The organism is uncultured Veillonella sp. (assembly GCF_938010505.1).
Taxonomy (GTDB): domain Bacteria; phylum Bacillota; class Negativicutes; order Veillonellales; family Veillonellaceae; genus Veillonella.
The window spans coordinates 1-20578 of the sequence record NZ_CALLVP010000089.1 but is presented as its reverse complement, the minus strand read 5'-3'; the positions used below and the strand labels follow the sequence as shown (position 1 = coordinate 20578).

Here is a 20578-nt window from a genome sequence, read left to right as displayed (position 1 = left end):
CAGTCATATATTCCATAGGACAACCTATTACTTCACAGGCCATTTGAGTCAATACAGTATTAGAGCCCGTGCCCATATCAGAGGAGCCAGTATACAATGTATAGTTACCGTCATCACCAAGACGAATTTCAACGGATGCTACGTCGATATTTGCGACGCCAGAGCCTTGTAATGCTAAAGCCATACCAAGGCCACCGCGATAACGTTCATCGATATCCCAAGAGTGAGGACGTTCATCCCATCGAGCCATTTCTTTTACACGATTTACTGTATCTTGGAAAAGACCAGAATCAAGGTATTCATCTGGAGCATATACTAAGCTTTGTTCACCTTCCGCGATCAAGTTCTTTTGACGTAATTCAGCTGGATCAATTCCCATCTTGTCAGCCAATTGGTTAACAGCACATTCTAATGGCCACAAGGCTTCTGTTGCACCGTACCCACGGAAAGCACCACCTGGAGTATGGTTGGTATACACACCTTCTGTACCATAATGAACAGCAGTAGCTTTGTTGTACAAAGGCACAGATTTATGTTCACCAGCCGTTGTAGTAGTGAAACAGTGTGTTGCGTGAGCACCAGCGGCTGTAATAGAATCCATGTCGATAACCTTGATGATGCCGTCTTTTGTAGCACCTACGCGGATTTTCCATTCTCGAGCGTGACGTGTAGTGGAACAAGTTTGCGCCTCTGTGCGATCATATGCGAGGTAGCAAGGTTTTTTCAAAGTCCACGCTACAAAAGCTGTCATAATTTCTGTACAAGCCGTTTGTTTAGAACCGAACCCCCCACCGATACGAGGTTTCAACACGCGAACCTTCGTAGCAGGAATGCCAAGTGCGCGAGCGATGTGACGGCGTACATGGAATACGATTTGTGTAGAGGATACGACAACTACACGACCTAATGTATCAATGTAGCCAAAACTTTGAAATGTTTCCATCGATGTTTGGCGTGTGGCTTGATCAAAGTATGTACCTTCTGCCACGTAATCACATTTAGCAAGTTCTGCTTCAATATCACCTACGCGTTTGTGATAAGATACGCAAATATTTCGTTTGTAGTCTTGACCTACAGGGATATTGTTGTGAATATCGTCTTCAGGATGTACTATTGTTTCATGATCGATAGCTGTATGCATATCAAGCACAGGTTTTTGTACTTCGTACTCAACCTTGATAAGAGGCATAGCTTTTAGCGCTGTAGCCTCATCTTTTGCTACTATGAGGGCTACTTCGTCTCCAACGTAGCGAACTACAGGCTCCAAGATAAGCGCATCATATGCAGATGGCTCTGGATATGTTTGACCTGCCAATGTGAAGCGAGTTTTAGGCACATCTTCATGTGTAAAAATTGCTTCTACACCCGGAATCAACTTAGCTTTAGATGTATCAATAGATTTGATGCGCGCATGTGCATGAGGACTACGAAGAACCTTTATGATTAGCGCATCTTTTGGAACAAAATCACCTGTATAGGATGGTTTACCCGACAAAATACCTTTGTAGTCAACTTTGTCATAAGATTTACCAATGTGCTTTTTCATTATAGGCCTCCTTCTAAGAATTTACGAACCCCTCGAAGTTGTGCTTCATAGCCAGTACAACGGCATAGGTTACCAATGAGGTACTCCCGGATTTCATCATCGCTAGCCTTTGGATTTTTACGTTTCAAATTGATTGCACTCATCATCATGCCAGTCGTACAGAAACCACATTGGTCCCCACCCTCACTAGCGATACAGTCCGCCAATAATTCAGCTTCTTCTTGTAAGCCTTCTAATGTAGTAATCTTATGGCCTGGTGCACGGAAGGAAGGATATGCACAAGACAAGATGATTTCATCATCTACCCATACAGTACAAAGACCACAGTTTGTTGTATCACAGCCACAACGCACGCTGTAATAACCAAGGTTACGCAATGTGTCTAACAACATTTCATCAGTTGGCACATTAACCGTTACATTTTTATTATTAATATTAAGTACGAGTTCCATTATTGTGCCACCTCCTTAGCTAAGCGTTGAACCATTGCTTTTACCATCTCCATACGATATTCTTTAGACGCATGGGAATTAGATTGATAAACTAGTTCTTCAGATGCCAATTGACCTGCCTCTTTTGCTGCGGACAATCCTTTTTCTGAAAGTAAAGCACTTGCTTTTTCTGCCAATTGAGGTGTACCAGGTCTTGTACCAATGTACAATTCAACGCCTTTTTCGTCATGGCGAAGAGCACCTGTCAATAATGGGAAGTCGCCACGAGAGATGCGAAGAGCTTCAACAGCTACAGGTACATCTACTTTAGGGATGCGAATTTCCACGAGGATATCACGTTCTCTATACTTCATATAGTCTTGCATGGACATACGACCACCTTTAAAGGTAACGATGTCTGCATGCACCGCCAATAATGCAGGAATGATATCGGAGAAACCAAATCTACTTGCTACAGAGCCGCCCATGGTAGCAGTATTTCTAAATTGAACGCCAAGGATTTCCTTGACTCCTTTAACTACGGCGCCGCCGCAGAATTGTTGTAATGGCTCAAAACGTTCCACATCTCCTTGTGTCGCCATAGCGCCAATTACAAATTCGTTATCTTCTTCACGAACATAACGCAAATCAAGACCTGCCATATCAATCACTGATGGCCATGTGCGTCGACCTAAACGCAGCCAACAGCCGCCAGCTAACATTGGAGCAGTTTTGTTCTTGGCGGCTAGTTCATAAGCCTCTTCCACCGTCTTCGGTTGTAATACTTTCATAAATGCTAACATAATCTGTCCTCTCAATGGTATACTAATACTAACAGAATTATGGTGATAACTATGAAAATATAGTTCTCACCAAACTACAAACTTAGCAAGAATCTATAGAATTCCTTGCGTTTTCTATACTTTTATTTTACCAATAATTCACCACTAAATCTATGATAAAATATTCAAATTTACATGAAATTTGCAAAGAATTACATATTTATGAATTTGGGATTGCCTCTTGGCCATTACCTGAAAATGCAAAAACCATTTTATCTGAAAGTAACCCATGCCCCTTTACTACTGCAGATGTGGAAGCAAGACTGCTAGGAACAACCCAGTTTACACCTAAAAGTGCAATCGTTTGTCTATTCCCATATTACGTAGAACATAAGGCCCCCTCAAATCTATCTCGCTATACATGGGCTAAAGATTATCACCTGGTCATTAATGAATATTTAGAACGACTTATTGAAAAATTACAAATAATAGATGAATCAGCTCAGTTCTCCATTCATTGTGATACCTCACCTTTAGCAGATCGGTACATGGCCTATTTGGCAGGTCTTGGTTTTTATGGAAAAAACAATTGCTTCATCAGTCCTAAATGGGGTTCCTATATCGTTATCGGTACAATTTTAACAACACTTGAAATCGAGCCAAATACGCCTCTTGAACAATCCTGTATGGGATGCAATCGTTGTATCACAGCTTGCTTGGGTCAATGTTTAGGCCATGACGAGTTTAAATACGACACTTGTAAAAGCTACTTGACTCAGAAAAAAGGAGAGCTCACTGATGAAGAGGAAAATATCCTCGCTAAAACTCCACTCGTATTTGGTTGTGATGTGTGCCAAGAGGTGTGTCCTCACAACAAAAATATTCCAACTACGCCTATCCCTGAATTTCAACAGATAGAACCGTATATCGATATAAACGAACTAGAAACACTAACAAACAAAGAGTTCAAAGCAAAATATGGGCAACGCGCCTTCTCGTGGAGGGGTAAAAAAATATTGATAAGAAATCAAGAAATTATAGATAGGAAAAACAAATTATAATTATTACACTATATAATGATTGCGCATATAATGATTACGCAATATGTTTCTAATGGTCATACAAGCAGACTGCCAATAAGTCACATAAGCAAACCAGCAATAATAGTACATAAGTAAACTAGCAATAATAGTCACATAAGTAGAAATCTATAATTACATAGAACTAAAAAAAGACGACCAATGGTCGTCTCTTTTTATTAGTTATTTGATTTCGTAATAGTTCAACTCATCCAAACTCTTACCAAGAGCTGGCATATATGTTTCAAGGAACATATCCACCTCCGGCATATGGAGTACTTTTAGCTTAGCTAAGATAGAGTCATGCGCTTCTTTAAATTCATCGTTTCCAGCCTTGAGTTCGTTCACACATTTCATATAGGCTGAAATCGTATCAGCAGCCTTAACAATGGACCATTCTGGACTATCCTCAGCATCTACGATTATAGGCTTATAAACAGCTTGTAGTCGTTCTGGTAAGGTGGAGAGCATCTTCGCTTGTGCCAATCTTTCAACCTCGCCATAAAGCTCCCGTAACTTTGGATCAAAGTATTTGATGGGAGTCGGCATATCGCCTGTAAAGATTTCACTCACCTCATGATACATGGCTATGACAGCTACCTTATTAATATCTACATTACCGCCGAAGTATTCATTTTTTATAGCCCCCAAGTTGTGCGCTACCATGGCCACTTCAAGGCTATGCTCTTGAATATTTTCTGTTTCCGTATTTCGCATGAGGCTCCATCGATTGATAAACCGCATACGTTTTAAAAATGCGAAAAATGAACTCATATATCCTCCATTACACAATAGATCCTTAAATTACCCCACGTAATTTAAATCCATAATCTAGGAATTGAACCGCTTCTTCCCAACGATTATCATCATTAAGCATAACCACAATCATAGTATGTCCCTTACGCGTCGCAGATGCAATCAAGCATTCACCAGCAGCATTTGTAAAGCCCGTTTTCAAACCATTCGCACCTGGATATTTGTTGCGAATAAAATGATTTGTGGTACGTATTGTTTCTGGTGCACGATTTTGGTATGGCACCTTATAGTAGTCGTTGGCAACCTTATCGCGGAACATTTGATATTTCATGCCATATGCGGCAATCATTGCCAAATCACGAGCCGTAGAGTGGTGCCCCATTTGCGTTAAACCATGAGGATTCAAGAACACACTATTCTTCGCTCCTGCTTTTGCAGCAATGCGAGTCATATCTTTACCAAATTTCTCTACAGAACCACTTACATTTTCAGCTACCACAACGGCCGCATCATTACCACTGGCAACCATCATACCTTCAATAACGCCTTCTAATGTAATTTGATCGCCAACGCGAACACCGAGATTTGACTCCTCCATGCTTGTAGCATAGCTACTAATAGTAGCTAGTTCATCAAGCTGCGTGCCTTTTAGCTCTAGAGCAGTTAACAAGGTAACCATTTTCGTAGTACTTGCTGGGTGCATCCACTTATCAGGATTCTTAGAAAATAAGATTTCTTTTGTGTCCGCATCAATGAGGACCACTGCTTCACCTACGGTAGATGGCGGAGCAATGTATGCTGCCAATGCCGTTGGCACACCTCCTACAGCACCAAACACAGCTGTCACAGCGAAGGTGGCAGTCAAAACCATCTTCTTAAAACCTTTAAACATACTTCTCTCTTTCTAAACAAATATGACTTCTAGCATACTTTTTTTAATATTATCATCCTAAAATATATACATATTACATCTGCCTAACGAAATAGCATTTCATGTAAGTAATATTATCTATCAAAGACCTTCCTTAAAAGCTATGATTTATTGCTATTATTTTCACCATCAAGTTTTGCCTCATGCTCAACTGCAGGAGAATCAATATTTTGTACATATACTACACGTTGAGGGAATGGAATATCGATGCCATGTTTGTCAAAAGCATCTTTCACACTAGACATCGTATCATAATAAACGTCCAAATAATTACTCGTTTTTACGCGTACAAAAGCAGCAATACGGACTGAGTTATCGCCAAATTCTTTTATACCGATTTCCATATTCTTATGATTTATTACACGTTTATCAGCTGCAAACACATCTTTTAATACTTGAATCGCTTCATGATGATCATTGTTATAACCAATATCGAAAATAAACGGAATTACACGTTCTTTCATATAAGAAAAATTTGTTACTGGATTAGACGTCAATTGAGAATTTGGAATATAAACTCGTTTTTGGTCCTTCGTAGTAATGATAGTATTCATAAATTGAATAGCTTGTACATTACCTTCAATATTACCTACTGAAATGTAGTGACCTGCACGAAATGGTTTAAACAACAAAATTAGCAAACCAGATGCCAAGTTTGCCAAGTTATTTTGTAAAGCCAAACCAATACCTAAACCGAAGGCACCAAAGGCAGCTATAAAGCTTGTAGTAGGAACACCTAATTGGTTAATACAAATTAAAACGAGCGCTACCAATAATACATAATAAAGAATTTGGCTCACAAAGCTCATCGCTGCCGGATCATATTGAGCACGTGTCATCAAGCGTTCTGCAATACTTTGTACCCAATGAATGAGTCGTCTACCAATCAAAAATATAATTAAGGCAATTAAAATATTTCCAGCTTGATTAAAAAACCAGTCTTTAAAATAAAGTAATACATTGGCATCATCAAACAACATTGATGACAAATTTACCCAAAGTTCAGTCATATAAATCTCCTCGATATTTTATTATTCAACGTATCCTCTTCTATGTATCCTCTTCTATTAATTTATTATTTAGTCACTTGCTAGTATACCAAATTTCATAGTAAAAGTATGATATAATTTCTCCTATAACAGTAAAGTTATAGAAATATTATATAATAATATATTGCAAACAATATAGATTTAAGAATATACAGTATATCATATATACCAATATAGAGGGTAAATAAATTAGTAATTAGTTCAGGGAGACTGAAATGTTCAATAATCCATACGAAGCACCCCAAGAGCTTGCCACTGGAGGTTATGTAACTAGAGAGTTACACTCCCTCACAATACACTTTGACGATATTCATTATTCCCTTTCTAGTGGGCAATTAAACGGCGGTTATCACCATACTCTAGCTGTGCGTAATCAACAGCTAACATATCAAATCGAAACAGAAAAAGATTTACCAGGTGGCTCTGTAGCCAATTATTTGGCTCAAGAATTTGAACACATCGATACACCAGTTCATTTTAGTACGGCACTCCTTACGTCTGCGACAATGAATTTACACGCCTATGCCAAAGTCGAGGAGCATGATACTATCGTGGAAACCATCGTAACTGCAGGATATGAAAAAACAGCTCATCGCGCAGGTACAGGCTATTGCTACGAAGAGCGAGATGGAGAATTCGTAGTGCCTGGCACAATTAACATCCTTGTATTTACAAACAAGGCTTTAACAGATAGTGCTATGGTAAAAGCTATCATGACGATTACCGAGGCTAAAACCGCAGCCCTACAAGATTGGGATGTTGAAAGCGTACGCCTCCATCCATTTATTAATGAAGACATTCCTGACGCGATTACAAAAGAACGCAAATCATCCGCTACGGGCACTTCTACAGACGGTATCATTCTCACCATCGATACAAACGGTGATATCTTAACTGATGCAGGCTCCTTCTCGCTATTTGGCGACACCTTAGCCAAGGCAGTTTATGTCGGTGTGCAAAGGGCACTAGAAAATGCTATCGGCGCTGAATAACCATATAAGGTGATATAAAAACAATCTGACTTAATAAACCCGAAGTTATCGCTCTATGCTCCGCTCATTTATAAAAATAATATATACATATGAAAAACCGCACATCCTAGGCGATCGGAATGTGCGGTTTATTGCATATAAAACTGTTACACATAGTTTAATTCTTGAAAATGAATATCAAATTAAATTTTGAGATATTTTCTCAACTTTTATCAATTTATTCTTTATATTCAAAGAATAGATTCAAGGAATCATTATGTTCCTTTAATACAATGCGCCATTAATATTCATGGAAAAATTGTTGTAACTTTTTAAGTTTTTTAGTTTTTGTAAGCCCTAACATCAGTAGGATACGAGCTTTTTGCGGGCTCAATGTATCACTTACAAGATAGCCAGCCAATGAATCTTGTGGTACTGCAGATACCATGCCACTACCAGTGCGAGACGCACGTACGATTGGGAACGTTGTACTTTGTGTGATTTGACGTACATTTTGCGGGATTGTGCCATGACCAAGGCCTGTTAAGATCAAACCGTCTGGATTTGTAGCAACCACACTCATAGGTACCATATCATCCATACCGCCATAGCAAGTCAAAATCACTACACGAGGCAACTCTGTTAATTTAGTTACATCAAATACAGAGTCCTTAGTATGACAGCGAGTAGACTCTTTATAGTAATGTGCAACCCCATCTTGTACAATACCAAGATGTCCCACCAATGGACTATCAAAGGTCGCTACATTAGTAGTGTTGCACTTAGATACATCCCGCGCCCCATCAATATAGCCATTTAACACTACTACCACACCTTTGCCTACAGATGCTGGTGTTCTCGCTACTTGAATAGCTTGCAACAAATTAATTGGACCATCAGCACTGATAGCGCCAGCAGGTCTCATAGATCCAGTAACAACAATTGGCTTGTCAGTATGAACAGTTAGATTTAAAAAGTATGCAGTTTCCTCCATACTATCTGTGCCGTGAGTAATAACAACACCACCGATATCATCTCGATCAACCAATTTTTGCACCAACTTAGAAAGTTCTAACCAGTGATTTACGGTAATATCAGAGCTTTCAATATTACTAAACTGAGTATATGTATAAGGACCATACGGTTTTGTACCAGGTACAGAGGCTAGAATTTCGTCGAGACCTAACACCCCTGCTGTATAGCCTGTCAGATCGGTATCAGAAGCACCTTGTCCTGCAATGGTCCCACCAGTACCAATCAAAGCAATTTTTGTCTCCATATTATCTCCACTATAAAACTATAAAACAATTATTGTTGTTGAATTTAAAGATTTGGATCAAATGACGGCATCAATTCTAATTTATGTTTATTGATTCGATTCAGATGATCTATTCGCTCTTTTGTCGGCTGATCTTCAATTTCACCAGTTCTGATATAACGATCCAGTACAGCATAGGTAAATCCTAATTTATCCTCATCTGACTGACCACTAAGACCATCACTTGGTACCTTATCAACTAGATATAATGGAATATCAAGGAGTTTACCTATTTGACGAACCTCTTCTACCACGAGTTGTGCGAGAGGACTAAAATCTCCTGCACTATCACCAAATTTTGTGGAGTACCCTACATAATCTTCAGAGCCATTACAAGTATTTGCTACTCGAGCACCATTTGGCAAATTTTGCCCTACTGCATAGAGAGTTGCCATCCGGAGGCGAGGTGGCGTATTAATGGCAGCATCTTTAGATAAATCAGCTCTTTCCGTTACAGCTTCATACCCTTCACCTTGAACGATAGCTTGAGTTAAAGCCTCATAGGCAGCACCTATATTAACCGTCATATGTGGAATACCTAAGTACTCCACAACTGCCTTGGCATCATCAATATCCGATTGAACTCCATTTGGCATAAGAACACCCACAACGCGATCTGCACCGAGGGCTTCTTTGCAAAGAGCGGCCACGATAGTAGAGTCCTTACCACCTGAAATGCCGACTACAGCACTACAGTTAGGACCATTTTCACAAAAATAATCTCGAATCCATTGAACGAGGGCATCCTTTGTAGCTTGTGGATTTTCTAACATAAACCCTCCTACTTTTTCCGGTAAATACGGTTCAATAAATCCATCTTCAATTGATAGTAGCTAGGACTCATATCAAGATAGTGACGATGTGGGTTTTCAAAGCGTTGCTCTTCAGGCCAAATTTCATTAGATAATTGTTCCTGTACATATTGTCGAATCTCCTCTAATGTTGGCAAGTTTACAACGAGTTTACCATCCTTGATAACGAGTTGCTTCATCTCTTTGAAGGTACAGTTTTCAAAATATAATTCACGCCAAGGTTGTTCAGGGTCGATATATCGATATGGTTCCTCCGTATCAGGTACCTCTCTCAACAATGTTAATAGATCTGCAATCGCACGACCCTTATCATTATAAACACGATATACCTTTTTAAGCCCTGGATTAGTAATTTTTTCAACAGTCTCAGAAATCTTGATGCGCGGTTCCCACACACCATCTTTTTCAATGCTAGCAATCTTATATACGGCACCAAATACGGGATCACTCTTAGAGGTAATGAGGCGTTCCCCTACGCCAAAGATATCAATAGGTCCACCTTGTATTAGCAAAGATGTAATTGTATATTCGTCTAGGCTATTAGATGCCATGATTTTACAATCCTCTAAACCTGCATCATCTAGCATGCATCGTGCTTTTTTAGCCAAATATGCAAGGTCACCGGAGTCAAGGCGGATCCCTTTTAAACGTTTCCCCATTGGCTCTAATACATCCTTTGCTACCTTAATAGCATTTGGCACACCAGAATTTAACACATCATAGGTATCAACGAGGAATACTGCATTATCTGGATATACTTCGGCATAGGCTTTGAAAGCATCATATTCAGAGCCATAGTACATAACCCAGCTATGTGCCATGGTCCCACTGACAGGGATACCAAATTGTTGACCCGCTAAAACCGTTGCAGTAGACTGAACACCGCCAATATAAGCGGCTCTTGCACCATATACGGCAGCGTCTACATTATGTGCACGGCGAGCGCCAAAGTCAGCCACAATACGACCATCCGCAGCTCGAACGATACGATTAGCTTTTGTGGCGATAAGAGATTGATGGTTCATCATAGTAAGCACTGCAGTTTCTACGATTTGTGCATCTATGAGAGGCGCCACGATAGTAATAATCGGTTCATTGGGATAAATAATTGAACCTTCCGGAAAGGCATATACATCACCAGTGAAGGAAAAATCTTTTAAATACGCTAAAAACTCTTTACTAAAAATGCCTTGGTCCCGTAAATAGGAGATGTCACTTTCATCAAAGTGTAAATTTAAAATGTACTCAACGATTTGTTCGAGACCGCCAAAAATAGAGAAGCCACCCTTGTCTGGATTGCGTCTAAAGAAAACATCAAATGCGACACGATCCATATTTTCTAACTTTGTAAAGTAGCCGTGTGCCATGGTCATCTCATAAAAATCCATAAGCATGCTGATATTGCGACTTTCATGTTGCATTGGTTCACCAACCTTCTAAAATCTATTGGATTTAGTTAATCGTTATTCGTATACCCTCATTATACAATATAATTCCTATATAGCTAGCACCTGACATAAGCTATCCTAATAATCTTTATTATGATATAACTATATATATATAGTAATTATTTATATATTCCATATGTATGTCTGTGAAAGTTCTTACTATAAGCTATAAAACAAGTGGACTGTATAAATTAAATGTTCCACTAAAATATAGATTTAAAAGCTTTCAATAATACATACATATCGATTATTTACATGAGAATGAAAGGTACCATTATGGAAACAATCGTTCAAGCAAAACGCGTACTAGAAATTTTTAAAGAAATGAGCCAAATTCCTCGTGAGTCTGGCAATGAAAAAGGCATCAGCGATTACATCGTAAACTTCGCCCAAAACTTAAATCTTGAAGTGCAGCAAGACGAACTCTTAAATGTAGTCATCAAAAAAGCTGCTTCTCCAGGTTATGAAAATCGTCCATCCATCATCATGCAAGGTCATATCGATATGGTTTGTGTAAAAGACCATGACTCCAACCATGATTTCTCTAAAAATCCAATCGCCAATATCATCGAAGGCGAATGGATGCGTGCGGACCATACAACATTAGGCGCTGATAATGGTATGGGTGCGGCTATGATGCTTGCTATCATTGAAGATGAAAGCCAACAACATGGTCCAATGCAATTATTATTCACTACCAACGAAGAAACGGGTATGGATGGCGCCTTTGCTATTAAAGAAGGTCAAGTAACTGGTGATTACTTACTCAACCTTGATACAGAGGTAGAACACGACTTTACCGTTAGCTGTGCTGGTGGTTGCCACGTACACGTAAGAATTCCATTGTTACGCGATAACAACCAACCTGGCTATGATACGGGCTTATCCATTACAGTAACCGGTCTTAAAGGTGGTCACTCTGGCATCGAAATCAACGAACAACGAGCAAATGCAAACCAAGTGTTAACTCGCGTACTCTATGATATTCAACAACAATATCCTATTAGCTTGGCGTCCTTCGAAGGTGGCGTAAAACATAATGCGATTCCGTCCAAGGCAGTCGCTGTATTATCTGTACGTTCTGAAGACGTGACAGCCATTAAAACATTATTAGCATACCAAGAAAAACAATACCAACACGAATATACCGTACAAGATCCAGGTCTGACATTCGTAGTTGAAGATGTGGCTACACCTGAAATAGTATATGCAGAAGACACAACAGAAGCACTTATTACATATGTCTACCTTGCACAAGATGGAGTTCATTCTGTAAGTAAATCTATTCCAAACCTTGTGGAAACATCCAATAATATTGCTATCGTTCGTGAAAATCAGCATACTATTGAAGTGCTCATTTCTATCCGTAGTTCCAATAGCAATAGTCTCGAATTCTTAACAAAGAAAATGATGCTTCTTGCAAAAGCGCTTGGCGTAACTGCAGAACGTACAGGTGGATATCCTGCCTGGGAATACGACAAAGGCTCCAAATTGGAAGAGCAAGCGATTTCCTTGCATAACGAAATGTTTGATACGCCAGCTAATGTAAATGCCATTCACGCAGGCCTCGAATGTGGTTTGTTAAAAGGGGTATTACCAAATACACAAATGATTAGCTTTGGCCCTACTATCGTGAGCCCGCATACGCCAACAGAACGCGTTCATTTACCATCTGTTGAAAATGTATATGTGTATCTCAAAGCATTATTAGCAAAATTACAATAAAATAATAATTACTATATTTTTAATGTATATTTTGTTATACTATAAGCAAATAATATATTAAAACACGAGAACTATGTAATAATGTCTCTCCAACCCTCCTACAAGTAGTTTAGTCAACCTCTCCGACTAAACGATCTTGTAGGAGGGTTTTTTTATAAAAATTTCTCCGAATTTACAAATAAATATTTATTCATATAGGCGTATTCTTTCATATATAATCAAAACTGCACATGTCATTATATTTACAAATAATTATGAATATCAACTACATGTGCTAGTATACTCATATAAAGTATATAACCTATAAATTTCAAAAAAGTCCGTTAAACTCTGATCTGTTCGCCACTTTCCATATACCCCATAGAGTATTTTCTGTGTTATCCTATGGGTGTATACTGTGTTTACATTACTCAGGAGGTGTATATGATCCCTATTGTTATCATATCCGGATTTCTAGGTTCTGGAAAAACAACATTCTTACAACATATACTAAAAGAACATACATCTAAAGATAAAATTCTTATTATAGAAAACGATTTTGGTGAAACTAGCCTTGATGCGGCTAACCTAGCAAAAACAGGTGCTACAGTCCGCGAAGTAACCTCTGGCTGTATTTGCTGTAGCTTACAAGGAAATTTCCAACAAGCACTGCTTGATATTCTCCAAAATTACGAAATCGATATTATCTACATCGAACCATCTGGCGTAAGCAAACTTAGTGAAATTATCCATACTTGTAACGACGAGGACATTGCAAAATCGGCTTACGTTCATGCATCAATAACAACTGTCGATGCTATGCAGGCACCAATGTTTATCAAAAACTTTGGCCTCTTCTTCAAGGATCAAATCACGCATAGCGATGCTATTTTTTTGAGCCACACAGAGGATATTCAACAAACAAGCATTACAAAGCGTATGATTCGCGACCTTACGCCTCATACGCCAATCCATGAAGAAACATGGGATACCATTGGTTTGCGAGATTACATCAAGCGCCTGTATCATTGTCATGATGACCACTGCTTGCACGATGAACATTTATTTATGAGCCATACATTTAAGGATTTACGCACTCTCAGTCTCGCACAGTGGAAAACCATTTTAGAAGGAATGCCAAATACAGTTCTTCGTGCCAAAGGGATTGTACCAACCACGGAAGGTCCTCATGAACTCCAATACAGCACACATTACTGTTCGCTTTCACCTAGTGAAACCAACGACTATAGTTTAGTCGTTATCGGCACAGATTTTAATGTACCAATGGTACATAACGAAGTGTGTCAATCATGATACCTGTTTATATCGTTACGGGGTTTATTGGATCTGGTAAAAGCACATTCATAAACGAACAAGTACAGTATCGTAAAAAGTTGGGTGGTACCGCACTAATCAGCGCTGAAGAAGGTAATGTGCCACTCGTCAAAGAGCCATTACAACTCAATGCGGACGAACTCAGTGCCATTGTTCCTAGTGATGCCAAATCTTACGACTCATTAGCCTGTAAAATTGCGGACTATCTAGAACGAATAAAGCCAAAAGAATTATGGATTGAATGGAATGGCATGGTAGGCTTTCACCAATTAGAAGCCTTACTATATAGTGATAAACTAAGGCACCTAATACAAATAGAGAAGATATTATATATTTCTACCGATCAATTTGTATCAACCATACTCCCTGGTTTAGGTAATGACGTAATGAGTCAATTGTACAGCGCAGATTGTATCATCACAGAATCCGATACACATCACGCTTTATTGCGCAACTACAACGGAGAGGCTAAAATTGTAACAGCTCCCACCCCAGAAAAGGTGGAACAATTATGTCGGAACTCTACGTGGGGACTCATTCCTAATCTATTAGTTATTGGTATTACGACCTATATACTGTTAGTCACGGCCTTTCGCCACGATATTCCCTATTCCATTCACCAATGCTTTGCCATAATCACTGGTCTTATCATAGAGGCCATCCCGTTTCTTTTGCTAGGCACGGTAGGCTCGACGATTATTCGCTATTTCGTGCCACAACGAGTGCTATTGAAACTTTTAGGTGACCATTCTTGGAAAAGCTATGGAGCTGCCATGGTCAGTGGTTTTGCCTTGCCAGTCTGTGACTGCGCCATCATCCCACTATTCAAGGCTCTAATAGATCGAGGCATTCCTTTGTCGGTAGCCCTTCTATTTATGCTCGCAAGCCCAATCATCAATCCTGTCACCATTCTTTCTACATGGTATGCATTCCCAGATAACCCGATGCTCTCCGTGTGGCGTATCATTTTAGGACTAGGTGTTGCCTTATTAGTAGCCCTTTCCTTCCGATTCTGGCCTCCATCCACATCTATGATGAAAGCAAGAACGCCGCAGGGCCTTAGCTACGAAGAAATCGTTTTAGAAACTGCTAAAACTAAACATATCAATAAGAAGAGATTGTTAATCCATATGGAGAAAGAATTCTCTCAACTCTTATTCTATTTCTCCATGGCTGCAGGTGTATTATCCGTAGTTCAAGTCTATGGCAAACCTTGGCTTCTCAATGCAGGATTTACATTACCAGAATTTGCAGCTATTCCAATTTTACTAATTTTAGCATTCTTCTTCTCTATCTGCTCTACATCAGATGCTATCATCGGTAAATCCTTAAGCACCTTGTTCCCTATTAGCTCTGTAATGGGCTTCCTCATCTTGGGTCCGATGCTAGATATCAAAAACGTATATATATTAAAACAATATATGCCTACCTCATTTATCGTACGATTAAGCATAACGATTGCCGTTATGTCGTATATGGCAGCATTAGTATTTAAATTCTTACTTAGCTAGTTTACAAATTTTACTTAATTAGTATGCCAATTATTACTTAAAAGGAGATGATTTCATGCCATTAGGACTGAAAGATCGTTTTTCCATCGTGAAAGGTCTATTGTATCTTACATTAGGTATTTGTTGTATTTACCTCATTGTGACAGGTCGTTATTTAAACTATATTGCACCACGTTATGAGCTTTTACTAGGCATCAGCAGTGTAGCCCTTATTTTAGGCGGTCTAGCGACAATCATTTGGGCTCCTTCTAGATACTATAAACATAACTGGAAATCTATCGTGCCAATTGTTATTCCTATTGTATTGCTCATCGTTCCACCAGTACTTGTACCCTCAACAGGTGTTCATGGTGCCGTTCGTGTAAACGATGACACTAATAACTTTGACTTTACGAACGACGCTATTGGCGAGGTTATCACAGTTAATAGTGAAAGTAAGGAACCAGGTATTTCCAAAGACAAAAAAGAAATCGTTTTAAACTCAGACAATTTCTATCAAACCATTGTAAAAGTTGGATCTAACGCTGAACAATATAAAGACTATACTGTCTACATGACAGGCTATGTTAATCGCGAAGATAACACACTAAAATCGAACGAATTCACTATTTCTCGTATGGCTATGGCTTGCTGTATTGCTGACGTTGCCCCTATTGGCATGACAGCTTATAAAACAGATGGTGATAGCTTACAAAATGAACAATGGGTATCCATCGAAGGTAAGGTTTCTACTCGAGACTTCCACGGCCGTAAACAACCTTATATAGAAATTACAAAAATCAAATCTGCAGAGCCAATTTTAGGCTATGTATACCCATAATAGAATAAGTAAAAAGAAAAACGAGGCTTTATGCCTCGTTTTTAATAGAAATTGTTTTATTAGTGCTGTAATTCTTTAATAATTCTTTTACCAAGAGATGCTGCTACGGCACATAAGAAAATATCTGGACCAACTGGGATTAAGAAGCAAGTAATAATGACAGCTTCAACACCAATCGGTTTACCTAAATATAGATTCATAATGAAGTATAGGTATACCATGCCAAGACCATATACAATAAATAGATTTAATATAGATCCAGCTAACAATTGTTTAAACGATAGTGTATCCATTGACTCTGCAATACGTCCTACTGCATAAGCACCAACCATAAAGCCAATTAAATATCCAAAGGTAGGTTGTAAAATATAGCCAGGGCCACCACCAGAAGTAAAAATAGGTACTCCAATAAGACCTAGCACAATATAAATACCAACACTGGCCGCGCCTAAACGGCTGCCTAATACTATGCCCGCTAATGTAGTAAATAAGATTTGCAATGTAAACGGACAATTCGGTAATGGAACCCGTATGAAAGCACCAACTGCAATTAATGCCACAAAAAGTGCTGTCATCGTTAACTGACGGGTGGTAATGCGAGTTTGTTTTGATACAGTAGAGCTCATGGTATACCTCCATTCATAACAGACCTAAGCAGAAATTTGTGCTATCAATGGAGAATATATAACTTTATACATATAGCCGATCCAAGATAACACGGAAACAAACTACTAACTATCTAAATTAAAGCACTTGTATTTTTAATTGTCAACTATAGCGATTGACATTTGGTTTACTATGTAGTCTAATACTATATATAACTATATTTTAGCACCTCTTATAGTTTGACTATAACTAATAGTTATTATCATCACTTCATAATAACTAAAAGATATACTCATCTTCATACAAAATGTATATAACTTCATTTTACTCTCATATAACAAGATTAAATTATACGTAAGTAGATTGAGTAAAATCTACTTTTACAAAATCGTAAATAATCGAAAATTATAATTTGGTATCAGGAGGCATTAATTATGAAAAATGTTAAGAAAGTATCCAAAGTATTATGCGCATTCGGCGTTAGCACATTCTTATTGGCAGGTGTAGTTGGCGCCGCTAGCAACCATGGTTACAACCACCGTAGCAACTGGGACGGTGTTGGTAGCGTTGCTCCATCCGCTCGTGCTAATTATTCTGTTGACTACATGGGCGCTGTTACAGTATTCCAACAACAATTCCCTGGCGCTACTGTAAAATCTATTTCCTACGATGCTAAACACAACCCTTACTATGAAGTAGAAGGTTACTATGGCAACCGTGAAGTAGAAATTAAAGTAGACGAAGCATCTGGTCAAGTTGTTGGTAAAGAAGTAAAAGGCTATTCCAAAGCTTCTAAAACTATCAACGTTCAAAACGTTATCATCCCTGAAGTAGCTGAAACAAAAGCTATGGAAAAAGTTGGTGGTGACTTCCAAACTATGGATTGGACTCTTGAACGCGACAACGGTCGAATTGTATACGACTTTGATATGACAACTGGCGGTGGCAAAAAAGCTGAAGTAAAAGTTGACGCTACATCCGGTAAAGTTATTAGCGCAAAAGTTAAAAACACAAAATACTAAGATTTTTATTTCATCAAGTGAAACCCTATCCTAACCCACTTAGATGACACACTACACATATAACACACATACTATACACACTGTATCCTTTGGATACACTCTCTAACACACACTCTTAGAGAGCCCGTAACCCTCACAGCGGGCTCCCTAAAATCCTATCTCACACAATAGGAAAACGGTCTGTGCTCACACACCACAGACCAAACGTTACACACACTATACTCCCTTAAAGACCTTAGATCATTGAATCCAAGGTCTTTTTATATATAAAATTATACCTTCTATTCTCTATTCTCTATTCTCTATTCTCTATCCTCATTCCTCATTCCTCATTATGAAACTACACATATCCCTCCATCAGCAATATTATGAGTTCAATTCTATCAAATTTGTATTCATCCCTATATAACTCTTCAAACTTATAAAACCTATTACATACTAACAAAAAGACCTCCCATTGGGAGGCCTTTTGTATAAGTTTTATAGGTTTGATAGTTATGTGTTCTATTTCTTAAGTCTTGCTTAAGGATGTCATTTGTAAGTTCTGAAAGTTTGATCTATAGTGTCCAAACTAGAGGTACGAAAGATTATGCTTTGTCTAAAGCTTGTGCTAAGTCTTCGAGGATATCATCTGCATTTTCAAGACCGATGGACAAACGAATCATATCTGGTGTTACGCCAGCAGATTTTTGTTGCTCTTCGTTAAGTTGTGCATGTGTTGTGGATGCAGGATGAATAACGAGAGATTTAGCATCGGCTACGTTAGCAAGGTTGGAGAAGATTTCCAAAGCATCAACGAATTTAATGCCTGCTTCTTTACCGCCTTTTACACCGAATGTAAATACAGCACCGATACCTTTAGAGAAATATTTGTCTGCTAAAGATTTGTATTTGCTGTCTGCTAATTCTGGGTAATTTACCCATGCTACTTTAGGATGTTTGCTCAAGAAATCTACTACTTTACGAGTATTTTCAACGTGACGTTCTACACGCAAGGACAATGTTTCAATACCTTGCAAGATTTGCCAAGATGCAAGCGGTGTAATGCATGCACCTGTATCGCGAAGCAATTGAGCGCGAATTTTTACAGTGAATGGAATTGGTAAATCGCCAAATACTAAACCGTTATAGTGTTCATCACCTTCGGAGAAACCAGGGTATTTGCCAGAACCTTTATAATCAAATTTACCAGATTCTACAACGATACCGGCCAATGTTGTGCCGTGACCGCCAAGGTATTTAGTAGCAGAGTGAACTACTACGTCAGCACTGTGCTCTAATGGACGGAACAAGTATGGAGATGCAAATGTATTATCTACAATCAAGATGATATTGTGTTTATGCGCAATATCAGCTACAGCTTGTACGTCGATAAGATTAATACCAGGGTTGCCGATAGACTCGATATACACAGCTTTAGTCTTTTCATCGATAGCCGCTTCAAATTCCTCTAAATTATCAGGATTAACGAATTTTGTTTCGATACCAAAACGTGGCAATGTAGCAGTAAACAAGTTATAAGTACCACCGTACAATGTAGATGCTGATACGATATTATCACCAGCGTTAGCTACGTTCAAAATGGAATATGTAATCGCTGCAGAGCCAGATGCTACTGCGATACCTGCTGCACCACCTTCAAGTTCTGCCACACGAGCATCCAACACATCAGTAGTAGGATTACCAAGGCGGGAATAAATGCCCCCAGGATTAGTCAATGCAAAACGACCAGCAGCTTCCTCAGCATCTTTAAATACGAAAGATGTAGTTTGATAAATAGGCACCGCACGAGCACCTGTTGGATCCACCGTGTGTCCGGCATGTAATTGTAATGTTTCAAATCTGTATTGCTTACTCATTATGATAACTCCTTTATATTGACTATACATTAACTTCGTTCTTTATACCTAGTATAGTACTATGCTTTAAAAGTTATGTCTACTATTTTTTATATTATCTTTTCCATAACTTTAAACTATGGTGAAAGCAAATAACGTTAGAAACATTCCCCCAAAGCCTCCAAAGCAAGCTAAGTCGTTTTGTAAAAAATGGCAAAAAAGCCCCTAATTACTTTTGACCGATTAGATTACTTTAGAGATTTCGGAAGTAATTAGGGGCAGCTATCACTAACGATAGTTTAGATGTAAGCACCTAAGTTTTTATCACGTTCAAATTTCATTTTCTTTATTTGTTCAATGATATATGGAGTTTCTTGGTATACATAATAGTTTAGCCAGTTTGTAAATAATAGTGTACTTACAGATCGCCAGCGTACGATGGGACGTTGTTTTGGATCGTCATCAGGAAAATAGTTTTCTGGAACAGACATTTCCATGCCTTTTTTGATATCTCGTACGTATTCACGGTTAAGCGTATCCCAATCGTATTCAGCATGACCAAAGACAAAGATATGTTTATTGTCTAAACTACGAACGATGGCTGCACCTGTTGGTTCAG

19 protein-coding genes are annotated in these 20578 nt (G+C 38.7%); 7 read left to right on the top strand and 12 right to left on the bottom strand.

What is annotated here, in order from left to right; genetic code table 11:
- The 3 genes from Q0507_RS05445 to Q0507_RS05435 all read right to left on the bottom strand — a co-directional run.
- The coding region (locus Q0507_RS05445) for a xanthine dehydrogenase family protein molybdopterin-binding subunit (RefSeq protein WP_298713536.1) at positions 1-1546 on the bottom strand (1546 nt) is incomplete at its 3' end.
- Positions 1546-1998, bottom strand: coding sequence for a (2Fe-2S)-binding protein (locus Q0507_RS05440; RefSeq protein WP_298713533.1), 453 nt, complete (start codon positions 1996-1998; stop codon positions 1546-1548). The genes Q0507_RS05440 and Q0507_RS05445, both read right to left, overlap by 1 nt.
- On the bottom strand, positions 1998-2780 hold the full coding sequence (locus Q0507_RS05435; protein WP_298713530.1) for a xanthine dehydrogenase family protein subunit M: 783 nt from the start codon (positions 2778-2780) through the stop codon (positions 1998-2000). Before Q0507_RS05435 ends, Q0507_RS05440 begins: the two co-directional genes overlap by 1 nt.
- A 155-nt stretch (positions 2781-2935) precedes the next feature.
- Here Q0507_RS05435 and Q0507_RS05430 point away from each other — a divergent pair, with 155 nt between their 5' ends.
- Entirely contained in the window at positions 2936-3820 is an 885-nt protein-coding gene (locus tag Q0507_RS05430; RefSeq protein WP_298713539.1) for an epoxyqueuosine reductase, read from the top strand.
- A gap of 201 nt (positions 3821-4021) precedes the next feature.
- On the opposite strand, the gene yfbR is transcribed toward Q0507_RS05430, so the two are convergent.
- The 3 genes from yfbR to Q0507_RS05415 all read right to left on the bottom strand — a co-directional run bounded on the left by yfbR (position 4022) and on the right by Q0507_RS05415 (position 6535).
- The gene (gene yfbR, locus Q0507_RS05425) at positions 4022-4612 is read right to left on the bottom strand and encodes a 5'-deoxynucleotidase (RefSeq protein ID WP_298713527.1); all 591 of its coding nucleotides are present in this window, start codon (positions 4610-4612) and stop codon (positions 4022-4024) included.
- A gap of 25 nt (positions 4613-4637) precedes the next feature.
- Positions 4638-5486 carry a D-alanyl-D-alanine carboxypeptidase family protein gene (locus tag Q0507_RS05420; RefSeq protein ID WP_298713524.1) on the bottom strand — a complete coding sequence of 283 codons (849 nt, stop codon included), beginning with the start codon at positions 5484-5486 and terminating at the stop codon, positions 4638-4640.
- A 140-nt stretch (positions 5487-5626) separates the two neighbouring features.
- Positions 5627-6535, bottom strand: coding sequence for a mechanosensitive ion channel family protein (locus Q0507_RS05415; protein WP_298713521.1), 909 nt, complete (start codon positions 6533-6535; stop codon positions 5627-5629).
- A gap of 254 nt (positions 6536-6789) precedes the next feature.
- On the opposite strand from Q0507_RS05415, the gene Q0507_RS05410 reads away from it, so the two are divergent.
- On the top strand, positions 6790-7566 hold the full coding sequence (locus Q0507_RS05410; RefSeq protein WP_298713518.1) for an adenosylcobinamide amidohydrolase: 777 nt from the start codon (positions 6790-6792) through the stop codon (positions 7564-7566).
- 280 nt (positions 7567-7846) lie between these two features.
- Here Q0507_RS05410 and Q0507_RS05405 read toward each other — a convergent pair whose 3' ends face one another.
- From Q0507_RS05405 to Q0507_RS05395, 3 genes are read right to left on the bottom strand one after another with little or no spacing between them, the layout of a single operon-like run.
- The gene (locus tag Q0507_RS05405; protein WP_298713515.1) at positions 7847-8824 is read right to left on the bottom strand and encodes an asparaginase; all 978 of its coding nucleotides are present in this window, start codon (positions 8822-8824) and stop codon (positions 7847-7849) included.
- 44 nt (positions 8825-8868) lie between these two features.
- Complete coding sequence (gene nadE, locus Q0507_RS05400) at positions 8869-9636, bottom strand: NAD(+) synthase (protein ID WP_105086930.1); 768 nt, start codon at positions 9634-9636, stop codon at positions 8869-8871.
- Positions 9637-9644: 8 nt separating this feature from the next.
- On the bottom strand, positions 9645-11096 hold the full coding sequence (locus tag Q0507_RS05395; RefSeq protein ID WP_298713509.1) for a nicotinate phosphoribosyltransferase: 1452 nt from the start codon (positions 11094-11096) through the stop codon (positions 9645-9647).
- A gap of 303 nt (positions 11097-11399) precedes the next feature.
- On the opposite strand from Q0507_RS05395, the gene Q0507_RS05390 reads away from it, so the two are divergent.
- From Q0507_RS05390 to Q0507_RS05375, 4 genes are all read left to right on the top strand, one after another.
- Positions 11400-12848, top strand: a complete 1449-nt coding sequence (locus tag Q0507_RS05390) for an aminoacyl-histidine dipeptidase (RefSeq protein WP_298713506.1) — start codon at positions 11400-11402, stop codon at positions 12846-12848.
- Positions 12849-13271: 423 nt separating this feature from the next.
- Positions 13272-14141, top strand: coding sequence for a GTP-binding protein (locus tag Q0507_RS05385; protein WP_298713503.1), 870 nt, complete (start codon positions 13272-13274; stop codon positions 14139-14141).
- Positions 14138-15673 (top strand): permease, encoded by a 1536-nt coding sequence (locus Q0507_RS05380; protein ID WP_298713500.1) that lies wholly within the window; start codon positions 14138-14140, stop codon positions 15671-15673. Before Q0507_RS05385 ends, Q0507_RS05380 begins: the two co-directional genes overlap by 4 nt.
- A gap of 55 nt (positions 15674-15728) precedes the next feature.
- Positions 15729-16493, top strand: a complete 765-nt coding sequence (locus tag Q0507_RS05375; RefSeq protein ID WP_298713497.1) for a TIGR03943 family putative permease subunit — start codon at positions 15729-15731, stop codon at positions 16491-16493.
- Between the two features lie 59 nt (positions 16494-16552).
- Here the strand turns inward: Q0507_RS05375 and Q0507_RS05370 are convergent, their stop codons facing one another.
- On the bottom strand, positions 16553-17119 hold the full coding sequence (locus Q0507_RS05370) for a biotin transporter BioY (RefSeq protein ID WP_298713494.1): 567 nt from the start codon (positions 17117-17119) through the stop codon (positions 16553-16555).
- A gap of 414 nt (positions 17120-17533) precedes the next feature.
- Between Q0507_RS05370 and Q0507_RS05365 the strand changes: the two genes are divergently transcribed.
- Positions 17534-18121 (top strand): PepSY domain-containing protein, encoded by a 588-nt coding sequence (locus Q0507_RS05365; protein WP_298713491.1) that lies wholly within the window; start codon positions 17534-17536, stop codon positions 18119-18121.
- Positions 18122-18708: 587 nt separating this feature from the next.
- On the opposite strand, the gene Q0507_RS05360 is transcribed toward Q0507_RS05365, so the two are convergent.
- A complete protein-coding gene (locus Q0507_RS05360; RefSeq protein WP_298713489.1) occupies positions 18709-19980 on the bottom strand; it encodes an O-acetylhomoserine aminocarboxypropyltransferase/cysteine synthase family protein in 1272 nt (423 codons plus the stop codon).
- A 278-nt stretch (positions 19981-20258) separates the two neighbouring features.
- Positions 20259-20578, bottom strand: a 320-nt coding sequence (locus Q0507_RS05355) for a homoserine O-succinyltransferase (RefSeq protein WP_298713486.1), incomplete at its 5' end; no start/stop codon positions are given.

Excerpts from the sequence above, each read along its gene's own strand:
- Q0507_RS05395 (WP_298713509.1), bottom strand. The coding sequence starts at position 11,096 with ATGCAACATGAAAGTCGCAATATCAGCATGCTTATGGATTTTTATGAG.
- nadE (WP_105086930.1), bottom strand. The coding sequence starts at position 9,636 with ATGTTAGAAAATCCACAAGCTACAAAGGATGCCCTCGTTCAATGGATT.
- Q0507_RS05365 (WP_298713491.1), top strand. The coding sequence starts at position 17,534 with ATGAAAAATGTTAAGAAAGTATCCAAAGTATTATGCGCATTCGGCGTT.
- Q0507_RS05435 (WP_298713530.1), bottom strand. The coding sequence starts at position 2,780 with ATGTTAGCATTTATGAAAGTATTACAACCGAAGACGGTGGAAGAGGCT.
- Q0507_RS05380 (WP_298713500.1), top strand. The coding sequence starts at position 14,138 with ATGATACCTGTTTATATCGTTACGGGGTTTATTGGATCTGGTAAAAGC.
- Q0507_RS05360 (WP_298713489.1), bottom strand. The coding sequence starts at position 19,980 with ATGAGTAAGCAATACAGATTTGAAACATTACAATTACATGCCGGACAC.
- Q0507_RS05405 (WP_298713515.1), bottom strand. The coding sequence starts at position 8,824 with ATGGAGACAAAAATTGCTTTGATTGGTACTGGTGGGACCATTGCAGGA.
- Q0507_RS05390 (WP_298713506.1), top strand. The coding sequence starts at position 11,400 with ATGGAAACAATCGTTCAAGCAAAACGCGTACTAGAAATTTTTAAAGAA.
- Q0507_RS05420 (WP_298713524.1), bottom strand. The coding sequence starts at position 5,486 with ATGTTTAAAGGTTTTAAGAAGATGGTTTTGACTGCCACCTTCGCTGTG.
- Q0507_RS05375 (WP_298713497.1), top strand. The coding sequence starts at position 15,729 with ATGCCATTAGGACTGAAAGATCGTTTTTCCATCGTGAAAGGTCTATTG.
- Q0507_RS05385 (WP_298713503.1), top strand. The coding sequence starts at position 13,272 with ATGATCCCTATTGTTATCATATCCGGATTTCTAGGTTCTGGAAAAACA.
- Q0507_RS05410 (WP_298713518.1), top strand. The coding sequence starts at position 6,790 with ATGTTCAATAATCCATACGAAGCACCCCAAGAGCTTGCCACTGGAGGT.
- Q0507_RS05370 (WP_298713494.1), bottom strand. The coding sequence starts at position 17,119 with ATGAGCTCTACTGTATCAAAACAAACTCGCATTACCACCCGTCAGTTA.
- Q0507_RS05415 (WP_298713521.1), bottom strand. The coding sequence starts at position 6,535 with ATGACTGAACTTTGGGTAAATTTGTCATCAATGTTGTTTGATGATGCC.
- yfbR (WP_298713527.1), bottom strand. The coding sequence starts at position 4,612 with ATGAGTTCATTTTTCGCATTTTTAAAACGTATGCGGTTTATCAATCGA.
- Q0507_RS05440 (WP_298713533.1), bottom strand. The coding sequence starts at position 1,998 with ATGGAACTCGTACTTAATATTAATAATAAAAATGTAACGGTTAATGTG.